Origin of the sequence: Streptomyces sp. HUAS YS2 (genome assembly GCF_033343995.1) — a bacterium.
GTDB lineage: Bacteria > Actinomycetota > Actinomycetes > Streptomycetales > Streptomycetaceae > Streptomyces > Streptomyces solicathayae.
Genome location: NZ_CP137573.1, coordinates 7,847,005 through 7,869,343, shown reverse-complemented (window position 1 = coordinate 7,869,343; position 22,339 = coordinate 7,847,005). Strand labels below are relative to the sequence as shown.

Annotated in this window: 14 protein-coding genes and 4 pseudogenes; 11 read left to right on the top strand and 7 right to left on the bottom strand. The window is 67.6% G+C overall.

Annotated features, from left to right (window positions below):
• Positions 1-447: 447 nt before the first annotated feature.
• The 3 genes and pseudogenes from R2D22_RS36020 to R2D22_RS36010 all read left to right on the top strand — a co-directional run.
• Positions 448-713, top strand: a pseudogene (locus tag R2D22_RS36020) (hypothetical protein).
• Complete coding sequence (locus tag R2D22_RS36015; protein WP_318099935.1) at positions 682-1,215, top strand: DUF6879 family protein; 534 nt, start codon at positions 682-684, stop codon at positions 1,213-1,215. The pseudogene R2D22_RS36020 and the gene R2D22_RS36015 overlap by 32 nt, the downstream one beginning before the upstream one ends.
• 21 nt (positions 1,216-1,236) lie before the next feature.
• Positions 1,237-1,920 (top strand): annotated as a pseudogene (locus R2D22_RS36010) (helix-turn-helix domain-containing protein); the annotation flags it as partial.
• 550 nt (positions 1,921-2,470) lie between these two features.
• Here the strand turns inward: R2D22_RS36010 and R2D22_RS36190 are convergent.
• From R2D22_RS36190 to R2D22_RS35995, 3 genes are all read right to left on the bottom strand, one after another.
• Positions 2,471-3,580, bottom strand: a complete 1,110-nt coding sequence (locus R2D22_RS36190) for a hypothetical protein (protein ID WP_411977116.1) — start codon at positions 3,578-3,580, stop codon at positions 2,471-2,473.
• Positions 3,577-4,344 carry a hypothetical protein gene (locus R2D22_RS36000; protein ID WP_318099938.1) on the bottom strand — a complete coding sequence of 256 codons (768 nt, stop codon included), beginning with the start codon at positions 4,342-4,344 and terminating at the stop codon, positions 3,577-3,579. The genes R2D22_RS36190 and R2D22_RS36000 overlap by 4 nt, the downstream gene beginning before the upstream one ends.
• Positions 4,345-5,267: 923 nt before the next feature.
• The gene (locus R2D22_RS35995) at positions 5,268-7,574 is read right to left on the bottom strand and encodes a DEAD/DEAH box helicase (RefSeq protein ID WP_318099940.1); all 2,307 of its coding nucleotides are present in this window, start codon (positions 7,572-7,574) and stop codon (positions 5,268-5,270) included.
• A gap of 186 nt (positions 7,575-7,760) precedes the next feature.
• On the opposite strand from R2D22_RS35995, the gene R2D22_RS35990 reads away from it, so the two are divergent.
• The 5 genes from R2D22_RS35990 to R2D22_RS35970 all read left to right on the top strand — a co-directional run bounded on the left by R2D22_RS35990 (position 7,761) and on the right by R2D22_RS35970 (position 13,090).
• Positions 7,761-8,366: a TniQ family protein gene (locus R2D22_RS35990; protein ID WP_318109507.1), complete on the top strand. Its 606-nt coding sequence runs from the start codon at positions 7,761-7,763 to the stop codon at positions 8,364-8,366.
• A gap of 34 nt (positions 8,367-8,400) precedes the next feature.
• Positions 8,401-8,784, top strand: coding sequence for a hypothetical protein (locus R2D22_RS35985; protein WP_318099943.1), 384 nt, complete (start codon positions 8,401-8,403; stop codon positions 8,782-8,784).
• Positions 8,785-8,952: 168 nt separating this feature from the next.
• Entirely contained in the window at positions 8,953-9,657 is a 705-nt protein-coding gene (locus tag R2D22_RS35980; RefSeq protein WP_318099945.1) for a TnsA-like heteromeric transposase endonuclease subunit, read from the top strand.
• On the top strand, positions 9,654-11,963 hold the full coding sequence (locus tag R2D22_RS35975) for a transposase (protein ID WP_318099947.1): 2,310 nt from the start codon (positions 9,654-9,656) through the stop codon (positions 11,961-11,963). The genes R2D22_RS35980 and R2D22_RS35975 overlap by 4 nt, the downstream gene beginning before the upstream one ends.
• A complete protein-coding gene (locus R2D22_RS35970) occupies positions 11,960-13,090 on the top strand; it encodes an AAA family ATPase (protein ID WP_318099949.1) in 1,131 nt (376 codons plus the stop codon). Before R2D22_RS35975 ends, R2D22_RS35970 begins: the two co-directional genes overlap by 4 nt.
• Before the next feature lie 167 nt (positions 13,091-13,257).
• On the opposite strand, the pseudogene R2D22_RS35965 reads toward R2D22_RS35970, so the two are convergent.
• Both R2D22_RS35965 and R2D22_RS35960 read right to left on the bottom strand, forming a co-directional pair.
• Positions 13,258-14,090 (bottom strand): annotated as a pseudogene (locus tag R2D22_RS35965) (IS5 family transposase).
• Positions 14,072-16,303 (bottom strand): hypothetical protein, encoded by a 2,232-nt coding sequence (locus tag R2D22_RS35960; RefSeq protein WP_318099951.1) that lies wholly within the window; start codon positions 16,301-16,303, stop codon positions 14,072-14,074. The pseudogene R2D22_RS35965 and the gene R2D22_RS35960 overlap by 19 nt, the downstream one beginning before the upstream one ends.
• A gap of 207 nt (positions 16,304-16,510) precedes the next feature.
• On the opposite strand from R2D22_RS35960, the gene R2D22_RS35955 reads away from it, so the two are divergent.
• From R2D22_RS35955 to R2D22_RS35945, 3 genes and pseudogenes are all read left to right on the top strand, one after another.
• A complete protein-coding gene (locus R2D22_RS35955; RefSeq protein WP_318099953.1) occupies positions 16,511-17,566 on the top strand; it encodes a hypothetical protein in 1,056 nt (351 codons plus the stop codon).
• A gap of 294 nt (positions 17,567-17,860) precedes the next feature.
• Positions 17,861-20,523: pseudogene (locus R2D22_RS35950) on the top strand (helicase associated domain-containing protein).
• A 248-nt stretch (positions 20,524-20,771) separates the two neighbouring features.
• A complete protein-coding gene (locus tag R2D22_RS35945; protein WP_318109506.1) occupies positions 20,772-21,563 on the top strand; it encodes a hypothetical protein in 792 nt (263 codons plus the stop codon).
• 11 nt (positions 21,564-21,574) lie between these two features.
• Here the strand turns inward: R2D22_RS35945 and R2D22_RS35940 are convergent, their stop codons facing one another.
• A complete protein-coding gene (locus R2D22_RS35940; protein ID WP_318109504.1) occupies positions 21,575-22,009 on the bottom strand; it encodes a hypothetical protein in 435 nt (144 codons plus the stop codon).
• A complete protein-coding gene (locus R2D22_RS35935; RefSeq protein ID WP_318109502.1) occupies positions 22,006-22,266 on the bottom strand; it encodes a hypothetical protein in 261 nt (86 codons plus the stop codon). Before R2D22_RS35935 ends, R2D22_RS35940 begins: the two co-directional genes overlap by 4 nt.
• Positions 22,267-22,339 lie beyond the last annotated feature (73 nt).

The following is a 22,339-nucleotide window of genomic DNA, read 5'->3' as shown; positions in this document are numbered from 1 at the left end:
CCCAGCCCCGGAACCCTCCACCCCGTCCTCAACAAGCCGATGGGCCGCACGAGCACGGCGATTGCGCAACGAGGCCGGCCTCTACCTGATCCGCGGCACAGCGACCGCGCTCGGCGGTGCCATCGTGACGTACAGCGGCATCTGGCTTCACGCTCGCTGAGGCCCTCACACACGTCGACGATGGAGACAACTGTCCGGGGCCAGAAGGCAGGGAGCAAGGGCCTCTACCGATGCTTTACCCACTACGGCGCGCCATGTGGAGAGCTTGGACCTGCCCATTGCCCTCCCGTGCCGGGTGCTTGGGAAATCGGCCGGTCTCCCACATCGTGCGCCGGAGGATCCACAGCCCGGCAAGCCTCCACCCCTCCTCGTGGTCTTGACCGCCCCGCTCTTCTGCGGAAGCGTCGCATGCAAGAACCTGCAACCGACTAGGCCTAGGAGCACGTTGTGGACCTAGAGTTCATCGGGATCGACCCCAACACAGGGGGCGAGGGATCGCCGACCGCGTGGTGGAACGGCAGTCGGCTGACCTGGTGATCCAGGGCGTCAAGGCCCAGGAGGTCCTGGAGGCGCTGATCGGCGGTACGGAGTGGGCCGAGGGTCACAAGGTCGGTATCCCCGAGCACGAGACTGTGATCCGTATCCCGGCCCGCATGGTGCCTATCCTGAGGAAGGCGTGTGATGTCGCGGAACAGCGTGCCGAGCTTCGCTGACCTCCTGGCCGGCACACGCCGCAGCGCCGTGCATCTGGAGATGCGCGACATGTACTCCGTGGCCGACGAGGTGGAGGAGTTCGAGCGCTTCAAGCGCACCGGGACCCTCGAGCTCGACCCCACGGCCCGATGGTGGCCCGGCTGGCTGGACCTGGTGCGGGACGCGGTCGGCAGGGGTGTAGTGATGCGCCGCGCCCGTGTCGTTTCCGAGCCGGTGACGGACTACATCCGGTGGGAACACGCTTCCACTCCGCTGAACATCGGTGCCGGCGAGTTGGTCCGGTGGCTGCCGCGGCGCCAGGCTGTGGACATCGCGTTGCCGGGCGCAGACTTCTGGCTGTTCGACGACCGGATCGTGCAGTTCAACATCTTCACAGGTGAAGGCGACTGGGCCAACCCGCCCAAGGAGTTCAGCGAGGACCCTGCTGTGATCGCTCTGTGCGCTTCGGCGTTCGAGGCCGTGTGGGACCGCGCTGTCGATCACGAGAAGTACACCGTCTGACCGCCGCAGGACAGCCAGCTCATGCCCGTCTCCCCGTCTTCCAGCGCTCAGGCCGCACGCGAGGCCCTCGCCGTGCGCCTTTCCCATCTGCGCAGGGACGCGGGGCTCACCGGGGATGAGTTGTCTGTCCTGTGCGGTTGGCATCCTGCCAAGACGTCCCGTATCCAGGGCGCCAAGGCGATGCCGACGGATGCCGATATCCGTGCGTGGTGCGCCGCCTGATCGGCCGACGATCAGGTGGAGGACTTGATCGCGACCGCCCGTGCGGTTGATTCGATGTACCAGGAGTGGCGCAGACTCCATCGCAACGGGATGCGCCGGCTTCAGGAGGACGTGAACGCGTCTGTCGCGCGGGCGGCACACCAGCGCGTGTACGCGTCCAATGTGGTGCCCGGGTTCTTCCAGACTCCGGCCTATGCCACGGCGCTGTTGGGGTCCATCACCGCGTTCCAGGGCACGCCCAACGATGTCCCTGAGGCCGTCGCGTCCAGGGTCGCCCGGTCCCGTTTCCTCTACGAGGGCGGTCACCGCTTCGCTGTCGTCCTGGAGGAGGCGGTCCTGCGCCACCGGATCGGCAGCCCCGCGACGATGGCCGGCCAGCTTCGTCATCTGCTCACCGTGATGCCGTTGGTCAGCGTCTCCTTCGGCGTGATCCCCTTCTCTGCCGCCCGGACCGCCCCCGACATGCCCTACGAAGGATGGTTCACAGATGCAGTGGTCGGGATGCCCGGCCGGGCCACACGGCGGCGCGCTGCCAACTGGGCTCTGCGCACCGCGCGACACGGGCGCACTTGCGGACTTGGGCCAGCCGGACAGCTTCTGACGGTGTATCTCCACGCACTTGCCTTGCCTCCTCGGTGCGAAGGCGGCGCTGACCTGGCGCACCTGGGACGTATCTGCGGGCTGTCTGCATCCGCCTTGAGCCTCGAACTCGACTTTGTGGTGGAAGCGGGAGTCCTCGCCTGCTGGAGTCTGGCTCCCACTGGGGAGGAGATCGCCTGGCGGCTGTCGTGACGCACCTGTACCGAACGAGATCCGTGCTTCAGTCCAGGCTTACAGATGGTCACTGAGGCCCCCCACGCGGGGGCACGATCCGCGCTCCGCTTAAGTTCGAAGCGTGGCAGCCGGCCGGTGATGACGCTTCCTGGAATCAGCCACCCCCTGCTCAGGGGTGACCCCAGACCTGCACTACCGCCTGCCCTATGGAACGAGCACGGCGGCTCCCGGGAGCCGCCGTGCTCGTTCCATAGGCGCGTCATTCCGAGCGGGGCTCCGAGCCTCCGAAGTCCGGCGAGGTGAAGTCGGGGGAGGAATAGGGGGGGCGCGGCCCGGCTGCCGAGTCGCGGTCCGGCCCGGAGAAGTCCGGCCTGGAGTAGCCGATTGTCGGTATGTGGTTGGGCGAGCGGTACGTGGCGTGTCGGGCAGGACCGGCACCCGGGTCGGCGAGCGCGTCCCGCAGGAACGGCAGGATGCCGCGTTCCACCAGGGCGTGACGCCAGGCATCTCTGGCCCGTGACACGTCCTCCTGCAGATCCTCGACCTCCTCCTCGGCCGCCGGTGACGTCGAGCTGTCGCGCAGGGCGGTGATGAGGAGACCGACGGCAGCGACGGGGACGACTGCCGCAGTGACCACCGCGAACCACGAGCCCGTGGCCACCAAGGTGCTCGCGAACGAGGCCGTTGGATTGAGCGTCGTCAGGACATGGCCGACCACCAGGAAGATCGCCGCGGCGGCGGCGGCCAGCACGGGCACGAGGACGGCGGCAAACGCGAACGCACCCGCGCCGGTTTCCTCCGGAGCTGGTCTCTCACGCCTGCCCGGCCGCGCGCGATCGACCACACGCTGCCCGGAAGTGCGCGGCGTACGGATCCCCGCCGGCCTCGGTACTTCCGGGAGTACGCGTAGTCCGAGCAGCGCTGCCAGCAGACGGCGCCCGAAGGACACCCCGGCCCACCGCCGCGGATGGACTCCGTCATGGATCCGGCGGCCACCGGGTTGTCCGGCGCCCAGCACAGCGGCGCCGAACCGTTGGCCCAGGCCCGCCGAGGTCTGACGGTCGGCGGCTCGGGTGCCGGAACCGGTGAAGCCGGCCGAGCCAGAGGCGGACACCGAGCGCGAGGGCGCCGACGGGGATGCCAAGCCACGGTGTTCCTGGCGGACTTGTACGTAGAGCCGGTACTCGGTCGCCGCGGCGCTCGCGATGAGGATGGCGGAACCCAGCGCCATGGTCCGCAACTGTTCTGTGGTGAGCCGTTCTCCGACTGCTGTGAGGTCCGGTCGTTCGTGGGCGCCGCGCAGCACGTCGTCGAGGATCCGCTCGTATTCGGGGCGGTCTTCCGGCAGCAGGGGCGGATGGCTGTTCACAGGCCCTCCTCCCCCAGCGCGGGCCCCTGCCGCCATCGTGGCGCGCCTCGATCGCCGAAGCCAGGCCCCGTTCCGTCGGGCGGGTTCGCAGGGAGAGGAGTGTCGCTGCTGCGCATCGGATCGGGGAGTCGTGTTGCTTCCTCGGGGAGCTCGCCGGATGCGGGCTCCGGCGTACGCTCGTCCGCGGCCGGGGCGTGCTGTCTTGGCGCGGGCATCGCACGCGCAACGGACGACGCTCCTTCTGTGGGGGTAGAGGGCCGGACCGCGCGACCCGCGGAGGGCGCGGACGGCTGCGCCACTTGGGGTGGGGAGTCCACGGCGCCCGAGTCGCCGGCGCCGACCGCGCCCACGGCACTGGCAGCCGCAGTCGGGGGCGCCTCGGCTTCCGCAGCTGCCCCCGCCGGCTGCCGTTCGCCCATCACCGCCTCGTTCACGGTCTGGATGCGGCCCAGTTGAGTGAGCAGCATGGGTGCCGATATTCCGACGACGAGGGCGGCGTACCCGCCGCTGATCTGTCCCGTGGTCCCGAAGAGCACTGCGGCCCCGGCGCCCATCACGCTGTGCACGATGGCCGCGACGGTATCGACGGCGGGGTCGAAGTAGGCCTTGAACTGCGGGGCTACGACTTCCGCCGTCCCTGCCGCGGCTAACTGCCGGTGGATCCGGCGGTCGGCCTGCCAGGAGACGAACCGGGTGTACAGGTCCAGCGCCCCGCGCAGCAGACCACCCGCCGCCCCCAACAGGATTAACGTCGTGACGTCCACGATCTCCCCTGGAAAGCATTGCTGACACCCGGTTGCGAGATTCCGGCCACCGGATGAGCGTAGAGCCGCACGCAAGGGCCTGTCCGGCAGATCATGCGACTTCCCGGGCAGGCTCGTCGGTTGGTACGTGGGCCGGGGGATCCAACGAATCACAGGCCGGTGGTGCGACCACCGCACGGTGATCAACGGGATCCTGTTCCAGGTCAGTCGGCGCCAGGTGCTCGGCAGCCACGGTGCCTCGCCGTGGCCGAGAGAGCGGTCGAGCGGTGATCCGACCGCCCCTGCGGGAACTCACTCCTGCAGAGCCTGTCCCCCCAAAAATAGGCGAACCCCGGAGGGTCCTGGCTTTTCGGTCGAATGAAGTCGGCTTTCAGGAGCGGAGATTGCCATCACCGTGACCGGCTGCCGTCGGGACGGCCGATCCCCCACTCCCCAGAGCTTCTCGCAGCGAGCCGGGGCGCGGTCGGGGAATCTACTCCCCTGTTGACAGTTGCGGTCCGAAGACGGCCGATCGCGTAGATGAAGGGCTCACGATGACCGAAGCCGCTGCAGGGATGCGCTCGTGTCCGCAGTCTTCGCAGCGGAACGGACAGTGGCTCCGGGCTGCCGTCTTCACGCTCCTTAGCTCCGTCTTGGCGGTCGTCGGCCATCATTTGGCCACAGAGGATCCGGTGTCCTGGCAGCGGGTAGCCGTCGGCGCGACGATAGTTTTCGCGCTCTCGTGGCTCGTGGCCCGTCCGATTCGGCCTGGGCGGCACGTGGTCACGGCCACACGGCTATGTGCTGGAGTTCGGACGTACGGCCCACCACAGCGCGTGGACGATGACGGCGGACCCACTGGTCGAGAACAATCGCGACGTGGTTCTGCAATTTCCGCAACCACCCCGCGTTGTAGGAGCGGCTCTCACGGCTGTACGCGTCGGTCAGCGGATCCAGCGGAAGTCGAGGGCTTCGAGTGCGTGGCGTTGTTCTTGGGTGAGCCGGAGTGGGTCGCGGCGTTTCTCTGCAAGCCATGTGGCGAGGTGAAGTCCGGTATTGGGACAGAAGTAGTCGTAGGGCACGTCGAGGTGCTGGTGGCTTCGCCAGAAGGCGCGTGCCGCGAGCAGTCCTCTGGCGAAGGCCCATTGTGCGTGGCCGCGGGGGCGCCGCAGGAGCAGGGCCAGGGGGTGGCGGAGTGGGAGGGCGCCGAGGAGTTTGTGCTGGTCGCTGTGGAGGGTGGGGAGGGCGTCGATCTGGGTGTCGAGCCAGCGGGTGAGGGGGGTCTCGTCGGTGTCGGGGCGCAGGTCGGGGAAGGGGAGGTTGCCGGCGCGTGCGGCTGCCAGGGCTTGGGCGTAGGTGTGGTGCCAGTGTTTCGGCCAGTGGGTGTTCCACCAGGGGTAGATCTCGTTGAGGGCGCGCTGGTAGCCGTAGGGCAGGGTGCGTTTGTTTGCTTCGCGGCGGCGGTCTGCGATCCAGCGTCCGAGTCGGATGCCGCCGAAGGATTCTTCGGTGTATGGGGCGAGGTGGCCGTGGCGGGCTTTGTAGTCCCGGGCGATCTGTAGTTTGTACTCGATGCTGCTGCGGGGGTGGGGCCAGATCATGCCGAGGGTGTCGAGCCGTTCGATGCGTTCGGGCAGGAGCATGTGGTTGATGCGCAGGGAACGCTGGCGGCCGAGCCACCAGCCGAGGTAGAAGCGGACGGGGCCGAGGTAGCGGCTGGGGACGTCGAGATGGCCGTAGGTGTGGAAGTAGCGCTGGGCGCTTTCGAAGCCGATCTGCCATACGCGGTTGGGTGCCCCGGTGGCCTGGAGGTCGAGAAGCGGGATGATCTCGTCGGCGCGTTCGGGTCGGGCGGCGACCCCCAAGTCCTCCTGGGACTCGTCGGAGGTGGCCCATTCGACGCGGTGGATGACGTGCTCGTCATAGGTGCTCAGGGCGATGAGGACCTGGTAGAGGAGGCGGTAGCGGGTTCCTTTGACGCCTTCCTCGAGGTCTTGTCCCGGTTCCATGAAGACGGGGACGACGATGGTGGAGATCTTGTCGTCGCCGGGGTTCTGGCGCAGTGCGCGGCCGACAGCCTGGGTGATGTCGAGGGAGCTCTGTTTGGAGTCGGCGAAGAGGATCGAGTCGATACTGGGGACGTCGATACCTTCGCCCAGGCAGCGGCAGTTGGTCAGGACCGCTCTGTGCGGGGCGATGCGGGGGCTGGTGCTGTTGATGGGGACGGAGCCGAAGTCCACGAGTGATCGTCGGCGGACGGGCGGGCTCTGCTTGGCATTGACCGTGCCGACGAGAAGAGGTGCCTGCATCTCGGGGGGCATGAGTGCTGCTGTTTCGTGGAGGGTTTCGGCGAACATGCTGGCGGATGCGATGAGGCGGTGGAAGGTCAAGGTTCGCCGCAGGTCGTAGAGGTGCTGGGCGCGCAGCAATGCGATCTGGGCGGCTGCCATGCGCAGGCCTTCGGCGCCGGCTGATGCGATGGAGGCGTATCTCAGGACGCGGTGCAGGTCGGCGTCGCTGATCTCGACGGCGACGATCCGGTAGTCCGCCAGCAGGCCCTGGTCGATCGCTTCGGCGAGGGAGATGCGGTAGACGACGGGGCCGTAGAGGCTGTGGTCGTCCATGGAGGCCACTTCGCAGCCGATCGCAACGTGTGAGCCGGATTTCTCGTCGAAGATGCGCGGGGTGGCGGTCATGTAGAGGCGGTGGCGGGCGGGCAGGACGTCGTTGTCGTGGATGACGCCCCAGGCTTTGTAGCGGTTGCCGGCGGTGCGGTGGGCTTCGTCGGCGACGATGATGTCCCAGCGCGGCAGGTGGTGATCGCGGTGGGCCCGGGCCAGCTTTTCCAGTGACTGGTAGGTGCAGAAGACATTCACCGCGCCGTCGGTCAGGGAAGCATGGCGGGCGAGTTCACCGGGGTCGCGGACCATGGCGAGGATTCCGCGCAGCGAACGGACCTGGGTGCTGTCGCGCGAGCAGTAGCCGAGGTAGAACCCCTGGCGGCCTTCGCGCTGCCAGTAGGCGGCCGTTTGCTCGAGGAGGTCCAGGGTGGGCATCACGACCAAGGCGTTGCCCTGGGAAGCGGTCTCCTGGACGGTGTTGAGGGCGACAAGAGTCTTGCCCGTTCCGGTGGCCATGATGACGCTCACGCGGCGCGCTCCGTCGGTGAACTCTTCGATGCAGGCGTCGACAGCGAGTGTCTGGTGGCCGCGTAGCGGCGTTTTGAGGCCGTTGCTCGTCAACGTGGCCACGGTGCCCTCCCGGCAGCGGGTCGTCTCGTTGCGGATCAAGGTTCAGACCCGCGCCGTGGAGGGTGTCGCGGTGTTGCCGCCTTGTTCACCTGAAGAGGTGAAGGCGCCTTGACCGGCCCGTATGGCGGCTGGCGACGATAGAGCGCAAGCAGGCGTGCGGGGTGGGCGGCGGAGAAGGGGAACGGCGTGGTGCTGCAGGTGCCAGGGCTCTACGGTCCGCGTCAGTCTCTTCCGCTTCTGGTCCGGCCTCTGCCTGGGGAGTCGACGGGTTCGTTCGTGAACCGGCTGGCTCAAGCCAACGGGCTGGGCCTTGCGGATTTCCTGCAGCGTGTGGGCCAAGGCATGGGGTCGTCGTCGACTGATCCGGCGCGCGTGGAGAAGTACCCGCAGTGCACGGAGATGTATGTGAACGGGCCGGGACTTGAGTATCTGGCCGTGCTGGCCGGTACCCCGGCGGCCGTGTTGCAGCGGGCTCTGCCTGGGCTTGCGACGCGTCACCGGCTGCCGGGTGACGGGGACGCGGTGTGGAAGTGGCCGTGGCAGCCGTCCGAAGGGCATCTGGTGCGCTACTGCACAAGATGTGCGGAGGCCCGCGGGGTCAGGGAACCGAGCTGGTGGCTGATGTCGGACAGCTGGCGTGTGTGCGCCCGGCACGGGCGGTGGTGTGATGACTCAAGGACGGAGCCGCTGGACGGGCTGTCCTTGAAGGAGCTCCCTGAGGTCGTCGACGCGCATCTGGATCGTGCCCGGCTTCACAAGCAGTTCGGCCGGTCGGGGGGGGCTGTTCGCTGATGCTTTTCAGGTGGTGGCGGACTGGTGGCGGACGATGCCCACGGTGCTGCGCTGGGTCCACCGGGCGTGGGCGTGCGGGCTGGAGGACCGCAGTACCCGGGTAATGCCGCTGGTGATCTACCCGGAGGCGGCGCGACTCGCGCAGCTGATGGTCGAGTTCGAGCAGTCGGACGTCCGCGACGCCGATGCCCGTAGCCGGTGGCTCGGCAGGGTCGAGGCGCTGATGGAGTCGTGGGAGCTGGATGTCCAGGTGGGCAGTGGCCCGTTACTGGACTGGCTGCACTGCCATCGGGTACCGGCGAACGCGGAAGCGGAACCGGCCGCCAGGCCCGGGCGGGGACGGTTGCCGCTTGCCCGGGGGCACAGCCGGCTTGCCTTGCCGACAGGGCCTTTGGAGGCGCGCTCGTGCCTGTCCTGACCCGGCCTTGGCAAGCCGGCTGCAGGCGCTCCCCACTCCTTGCCGTACCGGTCCTGGGCCGGGCCGTCGCGGTCCGTGGGAGCGTGCGCGGTCGCATGAGACAGGGCTCGGATACAGCACGAGTGATGGCCATGCGGAGCGGGGCGGGGTGAAGAGGGCATGCGGAGCGTGAGTGGCTGGCATCTTGATGAGTGGGGTGAGCTGACAGCGTCGTCGGCGGCAGCCCTGGCCGGTGTGGCGCTGGAGGAGAGACAGCCGCCGACGGATCCGGTGGCGTATCACGGCCGACAGGGAAAGATCACGGCATGGCCGTCGTCGTTTCGGTCGAAGGTGGTGTGCGGGTCGCTGCGCCGGCTGCGGGTGACGGTGGAGCTGGACTTCGACCCGGAGGTTGTCCGCTTCAGTGGGGAGCCGGTGGAGCTGCACTGGGAGTCGGGGCGGGCCCGGTACCGGTGGCGGCCCGATTTCGTCGCAAGGATGCGGGACGGTTCTCGGTGTGTCGTGGTCGTGCGGCCGCCGCGCGGGATCGGGCCGCAGTGGCAGGAGCGTCTGGCGGCGCTCGATGAGGTCGCACAGGCCGCGGGCTGGCAGGTTCAGATGCGTTCCGTCCCGCAGGGTACCCAGTTAGAGAACCTGATGTGGCTCGCGGACTACCGCTTCGCAGACGGGGTGGACCCGGAACAGGAACAGGCCGTTCTCCATGCTTTTCGGCGCAGGCGGCCTCTGTTCGAGGGGGTGGGTGCGTGCGGAGTCCCGGACCTGATCGCTATTGATCTTGTGTATGGGCTGATGTGGCAGCGGCGGCTGCTGTTCGACTGGGACCAGCCGCTGCCTCGGGGCCCGCTGGTGTGGACGGCGCAGGGGGCGGCATGACTCAGCGGAAGTTGTGGGGCTGGTTCGAGAGTGACCGGGTCAGCCTCGAAGACCGGGTGCGCTGGCAGGGGCGGGAGTTCCGTGTCGTTGCTTTCACCGGCCCTTATGTCACACTCCAGCCTCTGCCGGAGCCTGCTGCGCTGGTGGAGGCCTCGTACGGGGAGATGGCAGGGTCGGCGGACTTTGCCGTCCTGGACGAGGCGGGAAATGCCGTCGAACGGACCAGGCTGCCGCCTCTGGGAAGACTGCTGCTGGTCGTCGGCAAGGAGGACCGCAAGCGGGCGCTGATGTGGCACCGGCACATGAAGGAGGTCGAGACCGGAATCCGGCCCGGCCGGCGCGTTCCACGGGCGGATTACGACCCGGCGAGCACCACGATGGAGCAGCGGCTGAAACGCAAGGCTGCCGAGCTCGACGAGCTGGACATCAGCATCAGCTGGCGCACGCTGGACGACAAGCGGCGCCGATGGAAGCAGGCGGATGAGAACCCGCTGGTCCTCATCATCGATGGGCGCAAGGGGCGAGCTCCCTCGCCGGGAGGAAGGACCGACCCGCGTCTGCTGGAGATCATGCAGGAGGTGACCGCGATCCTGGCGCGCCAGTCGGGCGGGAGGATCGAGCGGGCATTCGATCTGGTCGAGGAACGCGTCGAGACCCGGTACGCGAAAGAGCTCGAGGATCCGCAGGAGGCGAAGCGGCTGCGGCTGCCACGCTCGACGTTCTACAAACGGATGAACGAGCTCGGCCTGTCTGCCATCCTGCTCGGCACGACCCGGCAGCGGGCCTCCCAGGCGAGCAAGCCCAAGAAGCCCTACACCCCGTCATACGCGGTGCGGCCCGGGCAGATCATGCAGATCGGCACCACTCCGCTGCGGATCAAGGTTCTGGGTGACGGCGGGGAGGTCGTGTCGGCGGAGATGACGATTCTGATCGATGTCGCGACCCGCAGCATCGTCGCGCTGATGATCGTGCCCGTCGTCACGGGCGAGGGAAAACCCGGGCAGCGGGTCGGTGGCCGGGCGACACGAACGTTCGACCTGGTCCTCCTGCTCGCCCAGGCATACGCACCCATGCCGACACTGCCCGGCTGGGACCCTCTGACCGCGGCCAGTGCCTCGGCGCTGCCGTTCATCAAGCTGCGTGAGGCGGACCCCCGCTTCACCGAGGCCTCCGCGGCCCGCCCGGTGATCCATCCGAGAACGATCATCGTCGACCAGGGCAGTCAGTATCTGAGCCAGCACTTCGAGGACGTCTGCAACTTCCTCGGCATCACCCTCCTCTATGCGCGCAAAGAGGAGCCCGACGACAAGCCGATCGTCGAGCGGGTCTTCTCCTCGTTCGCCGATTCCTTCAGCCAGCACGTCGCCGGCTGGACCGGGCGCAGTCACGCGGTGCGCGGGCGGGGCGTCGAGCGCCAGCCGCTGTGGACCATTAACAAGGTGCAGCATATGGCGCACGAGTGGGTGGCCCTGGAATATCAGCAGCTGCCCCACGAAGGGCTGCAGCACCCGGAGCTGCCAGGCATGACGCTGTCTCCGAACGAGATGTACGCGGCGATTGTTCCCGGCGCCGGGTACCGGCCCAGGCCGCTGTCACCGACGGACAACCGGCAGCTGCTGCTGCCGGCCTGGGTGACGGTAACCGACAAGGGTTTCGACATCGAGAACCGCACGTACCAGAACGAGGTGGGTGAGCTGAGGCTCATGGCCGGGCTGCATTCCGGGCTGGCCGGACCGGGCAAAGGCGGCCGGTGGGAAGCACGCTTCAACCCCTACCGTCCCGATGTCGCCTGGCTGTACGACCACCGCGGCCCGGGACGGTGGATCAAGGCGGATTTCGTCCACCGGCGGCTGCTCACCGACGTCCACTGGACCGTGGATCACTGGGAGGAGGCCACCGCTGTAGTCCTGGCTGATGGCGGCCGTAAGGAGCACCAGGCAGCGATCGCCCTCGCCGTGAAGGAACGCCGCCGTCGCACCCGCACCGCTCCCCCACGCCACACCCGAACCGGGCCGTGGATCCCGTTCCAGGGCCCGGAGCTGGACGTCGACGAGCCTGCGGCCAACCCGTACGCCGGCATCGGTGAGATCGACCTGGACTCCATCACTCCCTACGAATCCCTGCCGATCCCGGCACGGCCGACCGCCGCGCCGACTGGCGCCGTCTCCACGCCGTCTGACAGGGACGGCCTGGCTGCCCTCTTCGCGGACACCGCGCCTGACGACGACCTCGATGAGGCCCCGGACCACCCCGCTTTCGACCTGGGCCTGCCAGGAAGCACCGAAACCGTCGAAGGAGAGATGTGAAGGCGACCACGGCGCTCCAGAAACAGCAGGAAGAACGGGCGCTGCAGCGGGCGCAGCTGGCGCCGATGCGCCCGGAATGGATCTACCGCCGCCAGGGGTGGAACAGCTTCACGCGCGAAGACATCGCCCAGCCCGACCTGGCCGACCACCCCCCGCTACCGACGGAGGATGAGCGCCTCAGCGACCCCCGCCTGGCCTACCACGCCCACCTGAAGCTGGTCTCCCACCAAGGCTACGACGAGGTCCTGCTGGCGTCGTTCAGAGCCGTGATGGTCAACAGTGACCGGCGGGAGGGGATCCTGGACCGAGTCATCGACGCAATGAGCGGCACAGGCAAGTCCCTGCTGCTGAGGGCTATCGGCCGCACGGTCCAGCGCGACATCGAGGACCGCACCGGAGGCGAGCTGGGCGCGCACATCCCGGTCGTCCACATCCTCGCGCCGGCCGACACCGACAGCAAGGTCAACTGGGTGTGGGAGATCGCCTGCTTCCTCGGCCTCAACCCCGAGCCCCTCAACGAGAACGCCCTCCTGCGCTGGCGCAGCTATCCCGACCTGTCGGTGCCGGTCAACTACGTCCTGGAGAACGCTCTCACCCGGCTGCTGCTCGTCGACGACATCCAACGCGTCCAGCCCCACCAGCTCGCCCCGGTCCTGCACTACTTCGACTACCTGCGCAACCGGCTCGGTATCACCACCATCTTCTGCGGCACCGGCGCCAGCGACATCGTCCACGAAGCCCGCGCGATCGCCGACCGGCACGAAGTCGCCATACAGAGGCGCCTCACACTCCGTGCCACCCACAGCCCCGGCCAGCAAGACGCGCAGCAGAAGGACCAGGCACATTCTTTGCTGCCCATCACCTGGCTCGATCCGATCCCGTTCAACGCACAGGACAAAGAATCATGGCTGCAAGTCCTGGCCGGGTACGAGAAACACCTCAGCCTGCACAACCTGAACAAGCATGCCCTGACCGAGCACCACGAGTACCTCCACAACCGCACCGGCGGATACTTCCTCGCCCTGTCCCAACTGATCTGCCAAGCAGCCACCCTCGCCATCCTGACCGGCACCGAGAACATCACCCGCACCGAACTCGACGCCATCCACATCGGCCGCGGGCACTGAGGTGAGGTACAGCGCACTGTGAAGCTACCGGTTATGAAAGGAAGGTTGCGAGCAGGTCGTCACGGGATGAGAGGGGTCAGTTTCGGTGACGTCCCAAGACCTGTCAGGAGGCTGACCTTGGGCACGGGCTTGTCCGCCTCGCGGCGTCCTAGGGCCTGTCCGCAATGTCAGCTAGGGAGCCATAGTCGCAGGCAGGCGAGGGTGACCAGGGCTTTGTAGTGGCGGGCTCGTTTGTCGTAGCGGGTGGCGAGGGCCTTGTTCTGCTTGAGCCGGTTGAAACAGCGTTCGACGACGTTGCGGCGCCGGTAGACCTCGCGGTCGAGACGGCACAGGCTCTCGCCTCGCCGGAGGCATCCGTTGATCTGGTCGACGCGTTCGGGGATGGTGCAGGCGATACCGCGTCTGCGCAGGTAGGAGCGGATCTTGCGGGATGAGTAGCCCTTGTCGCCGACCACCCGTAGCGGTCGGGTGCGGGGCCGGCCGGGCCCGTATCGCTTGATGTGGATGCGGGCCATGACCGGTTCGAACTGCGTTCAGTCGTTGACGTTCCCGCCGGTGATCGTGAAGGCGAGCGGCCGGCCCTGTCCGTCGCAGGCAAGGTGGATCTTTGTGCTCAGTCCGCCGCGGGACCGGCCGAGTGCTTCGCCGGTCCAGGGCCCCCTTTTCGGGCCCCGGCGGCGTGCTGATGGGCCCGCACGATGGTCGAGTCGACGCAAACGATCGACCAGTCGACCTCGCCGATCGCGTCCGAGTGCTGCTGGACGTGGGCCAGGAGCCGGTCCCAGGTTCCGTCCGCTGACCAGCGGCGGAACCGTTCGTAGACGGTCTTCCACGGCCCGTACCGCTCGGGCAGGTCCCGCCAGGCCGCACCCGTGGACAGCTTCCACAGGATTCCGTTGAGGACCTGCCGCCGGTCCCGCACCGGACGACCCATCCGGGGCGGAGCCAGCAACGGCCCGATCACTTCCCAGGCCTGATCAGTCAGTTCATGACGTCGCACCACGAACGGAGTAACGACCGATCGACATTGCGGACACGCCCTAGAACCTCATCCCTTACAGCATCCACAGTCGTCTGCGCCCACTGCTCCTGCACCGTGGCCAGGACCAGGCCGGCCGCACCGGCCAGGGCACACCCCTGAAGAAGCTTGGCGGCCTCATCCTTCCTCTTTCTGTGGGTGTTTGCGAGCGAGTCGTTCTTCTTGGCCTCCCCCAGCCACAGTTCCTGGGCGGTGGCGAGCGCGAAGTCCATCTCGACACAAGGGTTGCCGTCCACAAGGAGCTCGAACTCCTCGCAGACCAGTGCCTGACGCGCCCAGTGCTCGCTGCGGAGGAACCGTGTGGCCAGAAGGGGGACGTCCCCGTCGTTCTCCACGAGTTCCAGGACTGCCGGATGCAGGTCGTAGAACCATTGAGGCTCTGGTGCCGCAGGTCTCCACCGGTCAGATGTCAGCTGGTTGGTCCCCCCGCAACGCCGGCACAGGTAGCTCTGGCTGATCTCCGACAGAGGATAGAACTCGAGGATCGGGCAGTGGCCGCAGCCCAGGATCAGCCCGCGGCGCAGTACGCCTTGGGACGTCCACTGATCCACCTGCTCTCGCCGCGCCGTCGGCTCCCATCCATGGTCATCGAGGCCGGCGATGGCCTCCCAGGACAGCACCGTTGCCGACTTGAGCTTCCACCAGCTGCCCACCGGGCAGCCCCCGGGGACGGCTGGAGACATGAACATGCGCAGCAGGGCCCACCCAGGGCTGGCGGCAAGTTCTTCCAGCGCTGTTCTGGAACCAAGGAGGCGTTCGGTGATGGCTGCCCGCTTCCCTGCTGGACTCGGGCGGACGTCTGCACCTTGGGCAGATGCGGTGACGTTCAGCGTGCTCTTGATACCTGGCCAAGCCAGCCGTGGGGAGGCGAGGGAACCTGCCAGGGAAGCCCCGCTGGGGACAAAGTCGAAACGGTGCGACCAGTAGGTGACTCCTCCGTCCGCGGCTCGAGCAAAGGTCTCCCACGGGTTCTGCCCTGTGGCAATCACGGCGTGCGAACCCAGTACAGGAAGCGGCGGCACGGGGTGGCTGGGGGCGGTAAGGGTGACCTGCCAGCGGTGCCTGTCGGGATCCAGACCGTTCGGGACTTCTGCGGCCAGCGAGAGAGAGGCCTGAAGGGTGCCATCAGGTTCCCTGGTGACGGGTAGTGAACGCGGTTGGTCCCAGCTGTCCTTCAGGACCACCATCAACGGGTGGTCGATGTCGATGGCGTCAGGGTGCACTGCTTTGAAGGGACGTTCTTCCTCCTCCGGTGGAATCGACCTGAAGGAGCGCTTGTGCCACCTCTCCTCGGTCTGCTGCCGAGTCTCCTCAACGGTCAGCGACGCACTCGTCACCAGCACGTGCTTACGCGGCGAGAACAACCACATGTCGTACAGGCCAGGCTCAGCCCACGGAATCCACGTCGCCACGCCACGGATCTGGCGCAGTACTTCAGCAAGGGCAAAGTCCTCCGGGCGGTCCCCCAGAACCACAACGGGCTCCCGTCGCTGGAACGCTCTTGAGACCGAGACGCACAGCGCCGCCTCATGCGAGCGGGCGGGGCAAGAATCCCCAAGTGCACCTGGATGCAGCTGCGAGAGCAGAGGCGACTCATTGCCGCGGGCGGCGACCTCCTGCCACTGGCCGGCCGTGATCTGGCCTTCCGCTTCGGATTCACCGATACCCACGTGCATCGCATAGGCGAGGGCTTCCACCGTGGTCACCAGACGCCGAGGGACACCGACGACCGTTGCCTTCGTGACCGCAGACAGTGGCGTGAGGTCGTGCACGTCGGCGTCGAACAGGTGGCTGCTCTGCACATGCTCGTCGCGCCTGTTCGTACCACACAGCTCACGCAGTTCGTCGGCTGCTGCCTCGGCCTCCTGAACGATGGGCGCGTTCCACGGTTCCTTACGCAGCATCTCCTCGAACTGCTCGCCAGCAGCCTCGGTTGCTCGACCAGCTATCAGCCCATTGATGGTGCCCGGCCGCACCCCGTCGGCCGTAGCCCACGACGGCACGTAGGCGAGCACGTGATCAGGATTGAAACGCGTCAAGCAACGCTCCACAGCCGGGTGCGTGACGGCGGCAGACGGGATGACCACGATGCCGCTGCACCCCCACACCCTGGACAGCCGTGCCAGACCCGCCGCGGCCCAAGCCGCCCAGTTGTCATCATCGTGCGGGGCCACCAGGACCACTCTGGGCGGCCTGGCCGCGTAGGACAGAGGCAGAAAGGCAAACGACTACTCAGACACCCACCCAGTGTCTCTCATCCAAGGTCTGCTACTGGTGCTTCCACGGTTCCCGCTCCCTCCCCCACCCCAAGCACACACAACCTGACCCAGAGCACGATCAAGCGGCTCCTCTTCGCAACCACGCACCCGCAACGCCTATTCTTGATCATCTATGAACGCTGTCCGGCCGCTGGTGAAGCAGAAAGGCAGGCGAGGAGTGCCAGCCGAGGATCCGGCAAAACGATCGATAGGCAGAACGTCATCAACACCGACCTACGCAAAGCTCTTGTCCGCGGACGTGAGGCCGTCGATGAGACCACCCGCTTCTGGCTCACCGTCAACGGGCGATGGGACGAGGAAGCCGCTACCGCTCGACTATGCGAGCAATCCGCGCCGTACCTCCAGCCCATCACCTTCAACAGGGCTCAGGAGGCTCGTATCGGTGCGGACTGGCTGTGGTGGTTCATCGACCGCGGGAGTGGGACTTGCTTCGGCATGCTGTGCCAGGCCAAGAACCTGAAGAAGGATGGCCCCCGCTGGAAGATAGGCTTTGACCAGACCAACAAGACCGGCGCCCAGATTAAACTGCTCGCGCGGGCCGCCGAGAGCCTTCAAGTTCCGGCCGCATACATCCTGTATTGCGGAGACGAGGAATACAGAGACGGGCTCGCGTGCCGCGCCCATTCAACGTTCGAATGTGCCACTTGTGCCCGCGCTGGCGTCTCTGTGCTCAGCGCGCTCGGCGCCCAGTACCTCTGCAACAGCTACTCAACCGACACCAACGCGTGTGCCATAGCAGCCTTCCAACGATCTCAACCCCTGGAAGATCTGGTTGCACCGGAGACACCCGACGGTGCCCTGTGGGACATGAACTTCCATGAGTGTGTCGGCACCCTGCAGGCGTTCCTCAGCGAGCCTCAGTACGGAGCAGCACGCGTTGCGAAACAACTCTTCGACCAGCTCTCATCCCTGCGCGGGACTCAGTTCGGCCGTGTACCCCCAAGGGTGGAGCTCTCCACACTCCCCCGGAACGATTGCGTCCACCCCCTCCTGCCGTCAGACCGAGGACACCTTCCTCGCCCCTACTTCCGAGACGTCCTTCAAGGGCTACGCAAAGCGGTACCCGCGTACGTACACGACGCAGAAGCTGGCCGCCTCGATCGCCTCCCTGCCAAGGTCACCAACACCGTCAGCAGCATCCTCGTCACCTACCTCTGATCACGCTAGCCACCCGGCCCACGACGCCCCCGACGGCCGCTACTTGTACCTCGCGTCGCAGCAAACCCGACATCGAGATGCGATCCCTTCGGAGTCTCGGGATGGATGCGCACTGCTCAGCAACTCACGGACCTCCAGGTCACAAGAATCGGGTCCAGAGTCAGTGAACGCACTCGACGGACATTGGACTGGCCACAAGCCTGCGCCTGCAGCGACCTCTTATCTCACTCAATCTACGAAACCACACCTCCGCAGCTTCAATGGCTGCCGCCAACAATCGAGAACCCAGAGCAGATGTTCGGGGTTCAGCTCAGGGAACACCAGGTCGACCAGAAGTCAGCGTTTCGTAAATGGGTGGGATTTCCTGCAAGATCACCTGTGCCTCCGGAAGGGGCGCGGGGCACAATCGTGTCCGCGACCGGATCCGGTAAGACCATCACCGCGGCGTCCTGTGCGCTTGAGTGTTTCCGGAACGGCCGGATCCTCGTGATGGTGCCGACCCTGGACCTGCTCGTGCAGACCGCCCAGGCATGGCGTCTGGTGGGTCACCGGGCCCCGATGGTCGCGGTGTGCTCGCTCGAGAACGACCCCGTGCTCAACCAGCTCGGGGTGCGCAGCACTACCAATCCCATCCAGCTCGCCCTGTGGGCCGGATCCGGCCCGGTGGTCGTGCTCGCCACGTACGCCTCTCTCGTGGACCGCGAGGACATCGACGCACCGGAGTGCGGGCCGCTGGAGGCCGCTCTGGCAGGCGGGGAGCGCCTGTACAGCCAGCGGATGGGCGGCTTTTCGCTCGCTATCGTGGACGAAGCCCACTCAACCGCAGGCGATCTAGGTCGGCCATGGGCGGCGATCCACGACAACCAGCGGATCCCCGCCGACTTCCGGCTCTACCTCACCGCGACCCCGCGCATCCTCGCCGCTCCCCGCCCGCAGAGGGGGACGGACGGCCGGGAAGCGGAGATTGCGACCATGGCCGACGACCCGAACGGGACCTACGGCGCGTGGATCGCGGAGCTCGGCCTGAGCGAGGCGATCGAACGGGAAACCCTCGCAGGCTTCGAGATCGACGTGCTGGAGATCCGCGACCCCTCCCCGTCCTCGGGGAGTCCGCAGAGGCGCAGCGGGGCCGGCGCCTGGCGCTCCTGCAGACCGCACTTTTGGAGCACGCCGCGGCGTACAACCTGCGTACGGTCATGACGTTCCACCAGAAGGTCGAGGAAGCCGCGGCGTTCGCGGAGAAGCTCCCGGAGACCGCTGCCGCGCTGTACGTCAACGACGCCTCGGACGAGGACCTGGCGAAGGCGGAGAAGCTGCCCGCGTCGTCGATCAACGCGGAATTCTACGAGCTGGAAGCCGGCCGCCACGTCCCGCCGGACCGCGTGTGGTCGGCATGGCTGTGCGGCGACCACCTCGTCACCGAGCGACGCGAGATCCTGCGCCAGTTCGCAAACGGCATCAACGCCGCCGGGCGGCGCGTGCACCGGGCGTTCCTCGCCAGCGTGCGCGTCCTCGGGGAGGGCGTCGACATCACCGGCGAGCGGGGTGTGGAGGCCGTGTGCTTCGCCGACACCCGCGGCTCCCAGGTCGAGATCGTGCAGAACATCGGCCGGGCGCTCCGCCTCAACCGCGACGGCAGCACGAAGGTGGCCAGGATCATCGTGCCGGTGTTCCTGGAGCCGGGCGAGGACCCCGAGGACATGGTCGCCTCCGCCAGCTTCAAGCCCCTCGTCGCCGTACTCCAGGGCCTGCGCTCGCATGACGAGCGCCTGGTCGAGCAGCTCGCCTCCCGCGCACTCACCCTCAGCTCGTGCGAGAAGAAGACGCACGTCCTGCGCGACGAGGACGGGCGGATCATCAGCGCCGGCGCGGGTGACGGCGAGGGGCAGGAGCACGACGAGGGCACCGACGCCACTGCCGAGTCGGCTCTGCTGCACTTCTCCTCTCCCCGGGACGCGGCGACCATCGCGGCGTTCCTGCGTACGCGGGTGTACCGGCCGGAATCGCTGGTGTGGCTGGAGGGCTACCAGGCCCTCATCCGCTGGCGGAAGGAGAACGAGATCACCGGCCTCCACGCCGTCCCCTACGACGTAGAGGTCCAGGTCGGAGCGACGAAGGCATTTCCGCTTGAGCGATGGGTGCATCAGCAGCGCAAGGCCCTGCGAGCCGGGGAGCTCGAGGACCGGCGCAAGACGCTCCTGGACGCGCCCGAGGCCGGCATGGTATGGGAGCCAGGTGAGGAGGCATGGGAGAACAAGCTCGCCGCGCTCCGGTCCTACCGGCAGGCCATGGGGCACCTCGCGCCGCGTCAGGACGCCCTGTGGGGCGAGGGCAAGGCGATGGTGCCCATCGGACAGCACATGGCCAACCTCCGCCGGAAGGGCGGCTTGGGCAAGGGCGCGGAGCGGGCCGCCGTACGCGCGCAGCAGATCGCCGAGATCGACCCCGACTGGAACTGCCCATGGCCGCTCGACTGGCAACGCCACTACCGCGTGCTCGCCGATCTAGTCGACGCCGACGGCGTCCTGCCCTACATCGCTCCGGGCGTCGTCTTCGACGGCGACGACGTCGGCAAGTGGCTCCAGCAGCAGAAGCAGCCTGCTACCTGGGCGCGGCTGTCGCCTGAGCAGCAGGAGCGGCTGACCGTGCTGGGCGTGCAGCCCAATCAGGCATCCTCAACCGCCCCTGTCTCCTCGACCAGTCGCGGGGCGAAGGGACCGAGCAAAGCGCAGCAGGCGTTCCACAGGGGTCTGGCAGCGCTTACGCAGTGGGTGGAGAGGGAGGGAACGGACCGGCCGGTGCCCCGCGTGCACGGCGAGGAGATCGCGGTCGACGGCGAGACTGAGCCGGTGACCGTGAAGCTCGGCGTATGGGTCTCCAACACCAAAACCCGACGCGACAAACTCACCGCCGATCAACTCACCGCACTCCGGGCACTCGGCATCGAATGGATCTGACTGTCATCGGCAAGGCCCCTCTCGCTTGGCAATGATTCGAGGCTCACGGGGGCGGAGAGGTGAGGTACGGGGCGAGCTGGGCTTCGAGGTCGGCGATGCGCTTGTCCATGAAGCGGTTGTTCTGGCGGGCGCTGGTCAGTCGTTCTTGAAGCTGATGGTTGTCCTGGGTGAGTTGGCGTACGTGCTGCTTCAGCGTGGTGTTCTCGGTGACGATGCGCTGAAGTGAGCCTCGGGGAGATCGTGTTCACTTGAACCTTGACCCCGCCCACGCTCTGGACCTCACCGCCCGGCTCGCCGCCGCTGCCGCTCTCCTCAGCAACTGCGAAGCGCTGGCGGCGTCCGGTCGGATGTTCGCGTACCCCGGCGTCTTCCACATCAGTGGGGTGCAGAGCATGCACTGGAGGCGCAGCCCGCTGCTGGCAGTTCTCGGCGGGCGGGAGACGCAGCTGCTCGTGCTCGGCCTGCTCGGCTCCCTCACCGGGGTGCTCCTCGGCCCCTGGAACCCGCTCGGCTACCTCGCACTCCTCACCGCGCTCGCCGTCAGGCTGGCCATGGGGCAGCGCAGGATTCTGGGCAGCGACGGCGCCGAGCAGCTGACCACGCTGGTGCTGCTGTCCGTGGCCCTCGCCGGGTTCCCACCCTTCTCAGCGGCACGGACGGCGCTGGCGGTCGGGTTCATCGCCGCACAGCTCGTGCTCTGCTACACGACCTCGGGTGTCTCCAAACTCGCCTCGCCCGTATGGCGGGGCGGCGCGGCGGTCGGGGACATCATCGGTACCCAGACGTACGGCCTGCACCTCGCCGCCCGCGCCCTCGGCCGGGTCCCGTTCGGGAGTCCCGGCCTGGGGTGGGCGGTGATGCTCTTCGAAGCGGCGTTCGCGGCCGCGCTCTTCGGACCGCCGTGGGTGGTCCTGTCAGCGCTCGGGGCCGCCCTGCTCTTCCACCTGGGCTGCGCGGTGGTGATGGGCCTCAATGACTTCCTGTGGGCATTCCCCGCCACGTATCCGTGCGTTCTGGTGTCGAGCCAGTGGCTCCGCTGAGGCGCTGACGGCTACAGGAGTTGCCCCTGTGAGGTGACCGTGAACGTGCAGCCTTGGACGGCGAGCCCAGACGTGTCGTCGGACGCGCCGCCCTGGCCGGCCCACGCCAGGAACGCCGTCTCGCCCTCGCCGCCGCCGAAGACAGCGCCGGCGCGGGTTCCGCCCCGAGCGTCCGGGCCCGGATCGTCGGGCAAGGCGGCCAGGGCGGGGTACGACGAGGTGACCCCGGGCGTGTCCGTCGCGGGCGTCGCGATGACCTGCTCGCTGCCATGGACTCCGTACACGCCGTACACCCTGCTCTGGCCGTTCGAGAGGGAACGGACGTGGGCGAGGGCGGGGTTGCTGCCGAGTACCAGCTGGCCGTTCTCGAGGAACGGCTGATGCAGGGCGGTGATGGCCTTCGGGCGGGCGAATCCGGAGAGGTTCGGCTTGACCTCGGCCGTCACCGCCGTGCGTCGGGCTCGAAGCTGCGGAAGGCGACGCGTGTGCCGCCCGATCCGTCGGGGCTGGTGCGCCAGGCGATCACGTAGTTGCCGCCGCCCAGCGTGGTGGCGACGGGGCTCTCGTGGAAGCCGTCGCTGGTGTTGATCTGGAACTCCGCCCCCTGCGGCGCTCCGTCCGGGCCGAAGCGCCGGGCTCGGATGCGCTGGTCGATACGCGAGTCGAGCCAGGCCACGACGAAACCGTCGCTCACACGGGTCACGGCGGGGTGGTACTCGGGGTCGACTCGCTGCTGCTGACCTTGATCTCGCGGCCGAACTTGTTCCGTGGTGGCT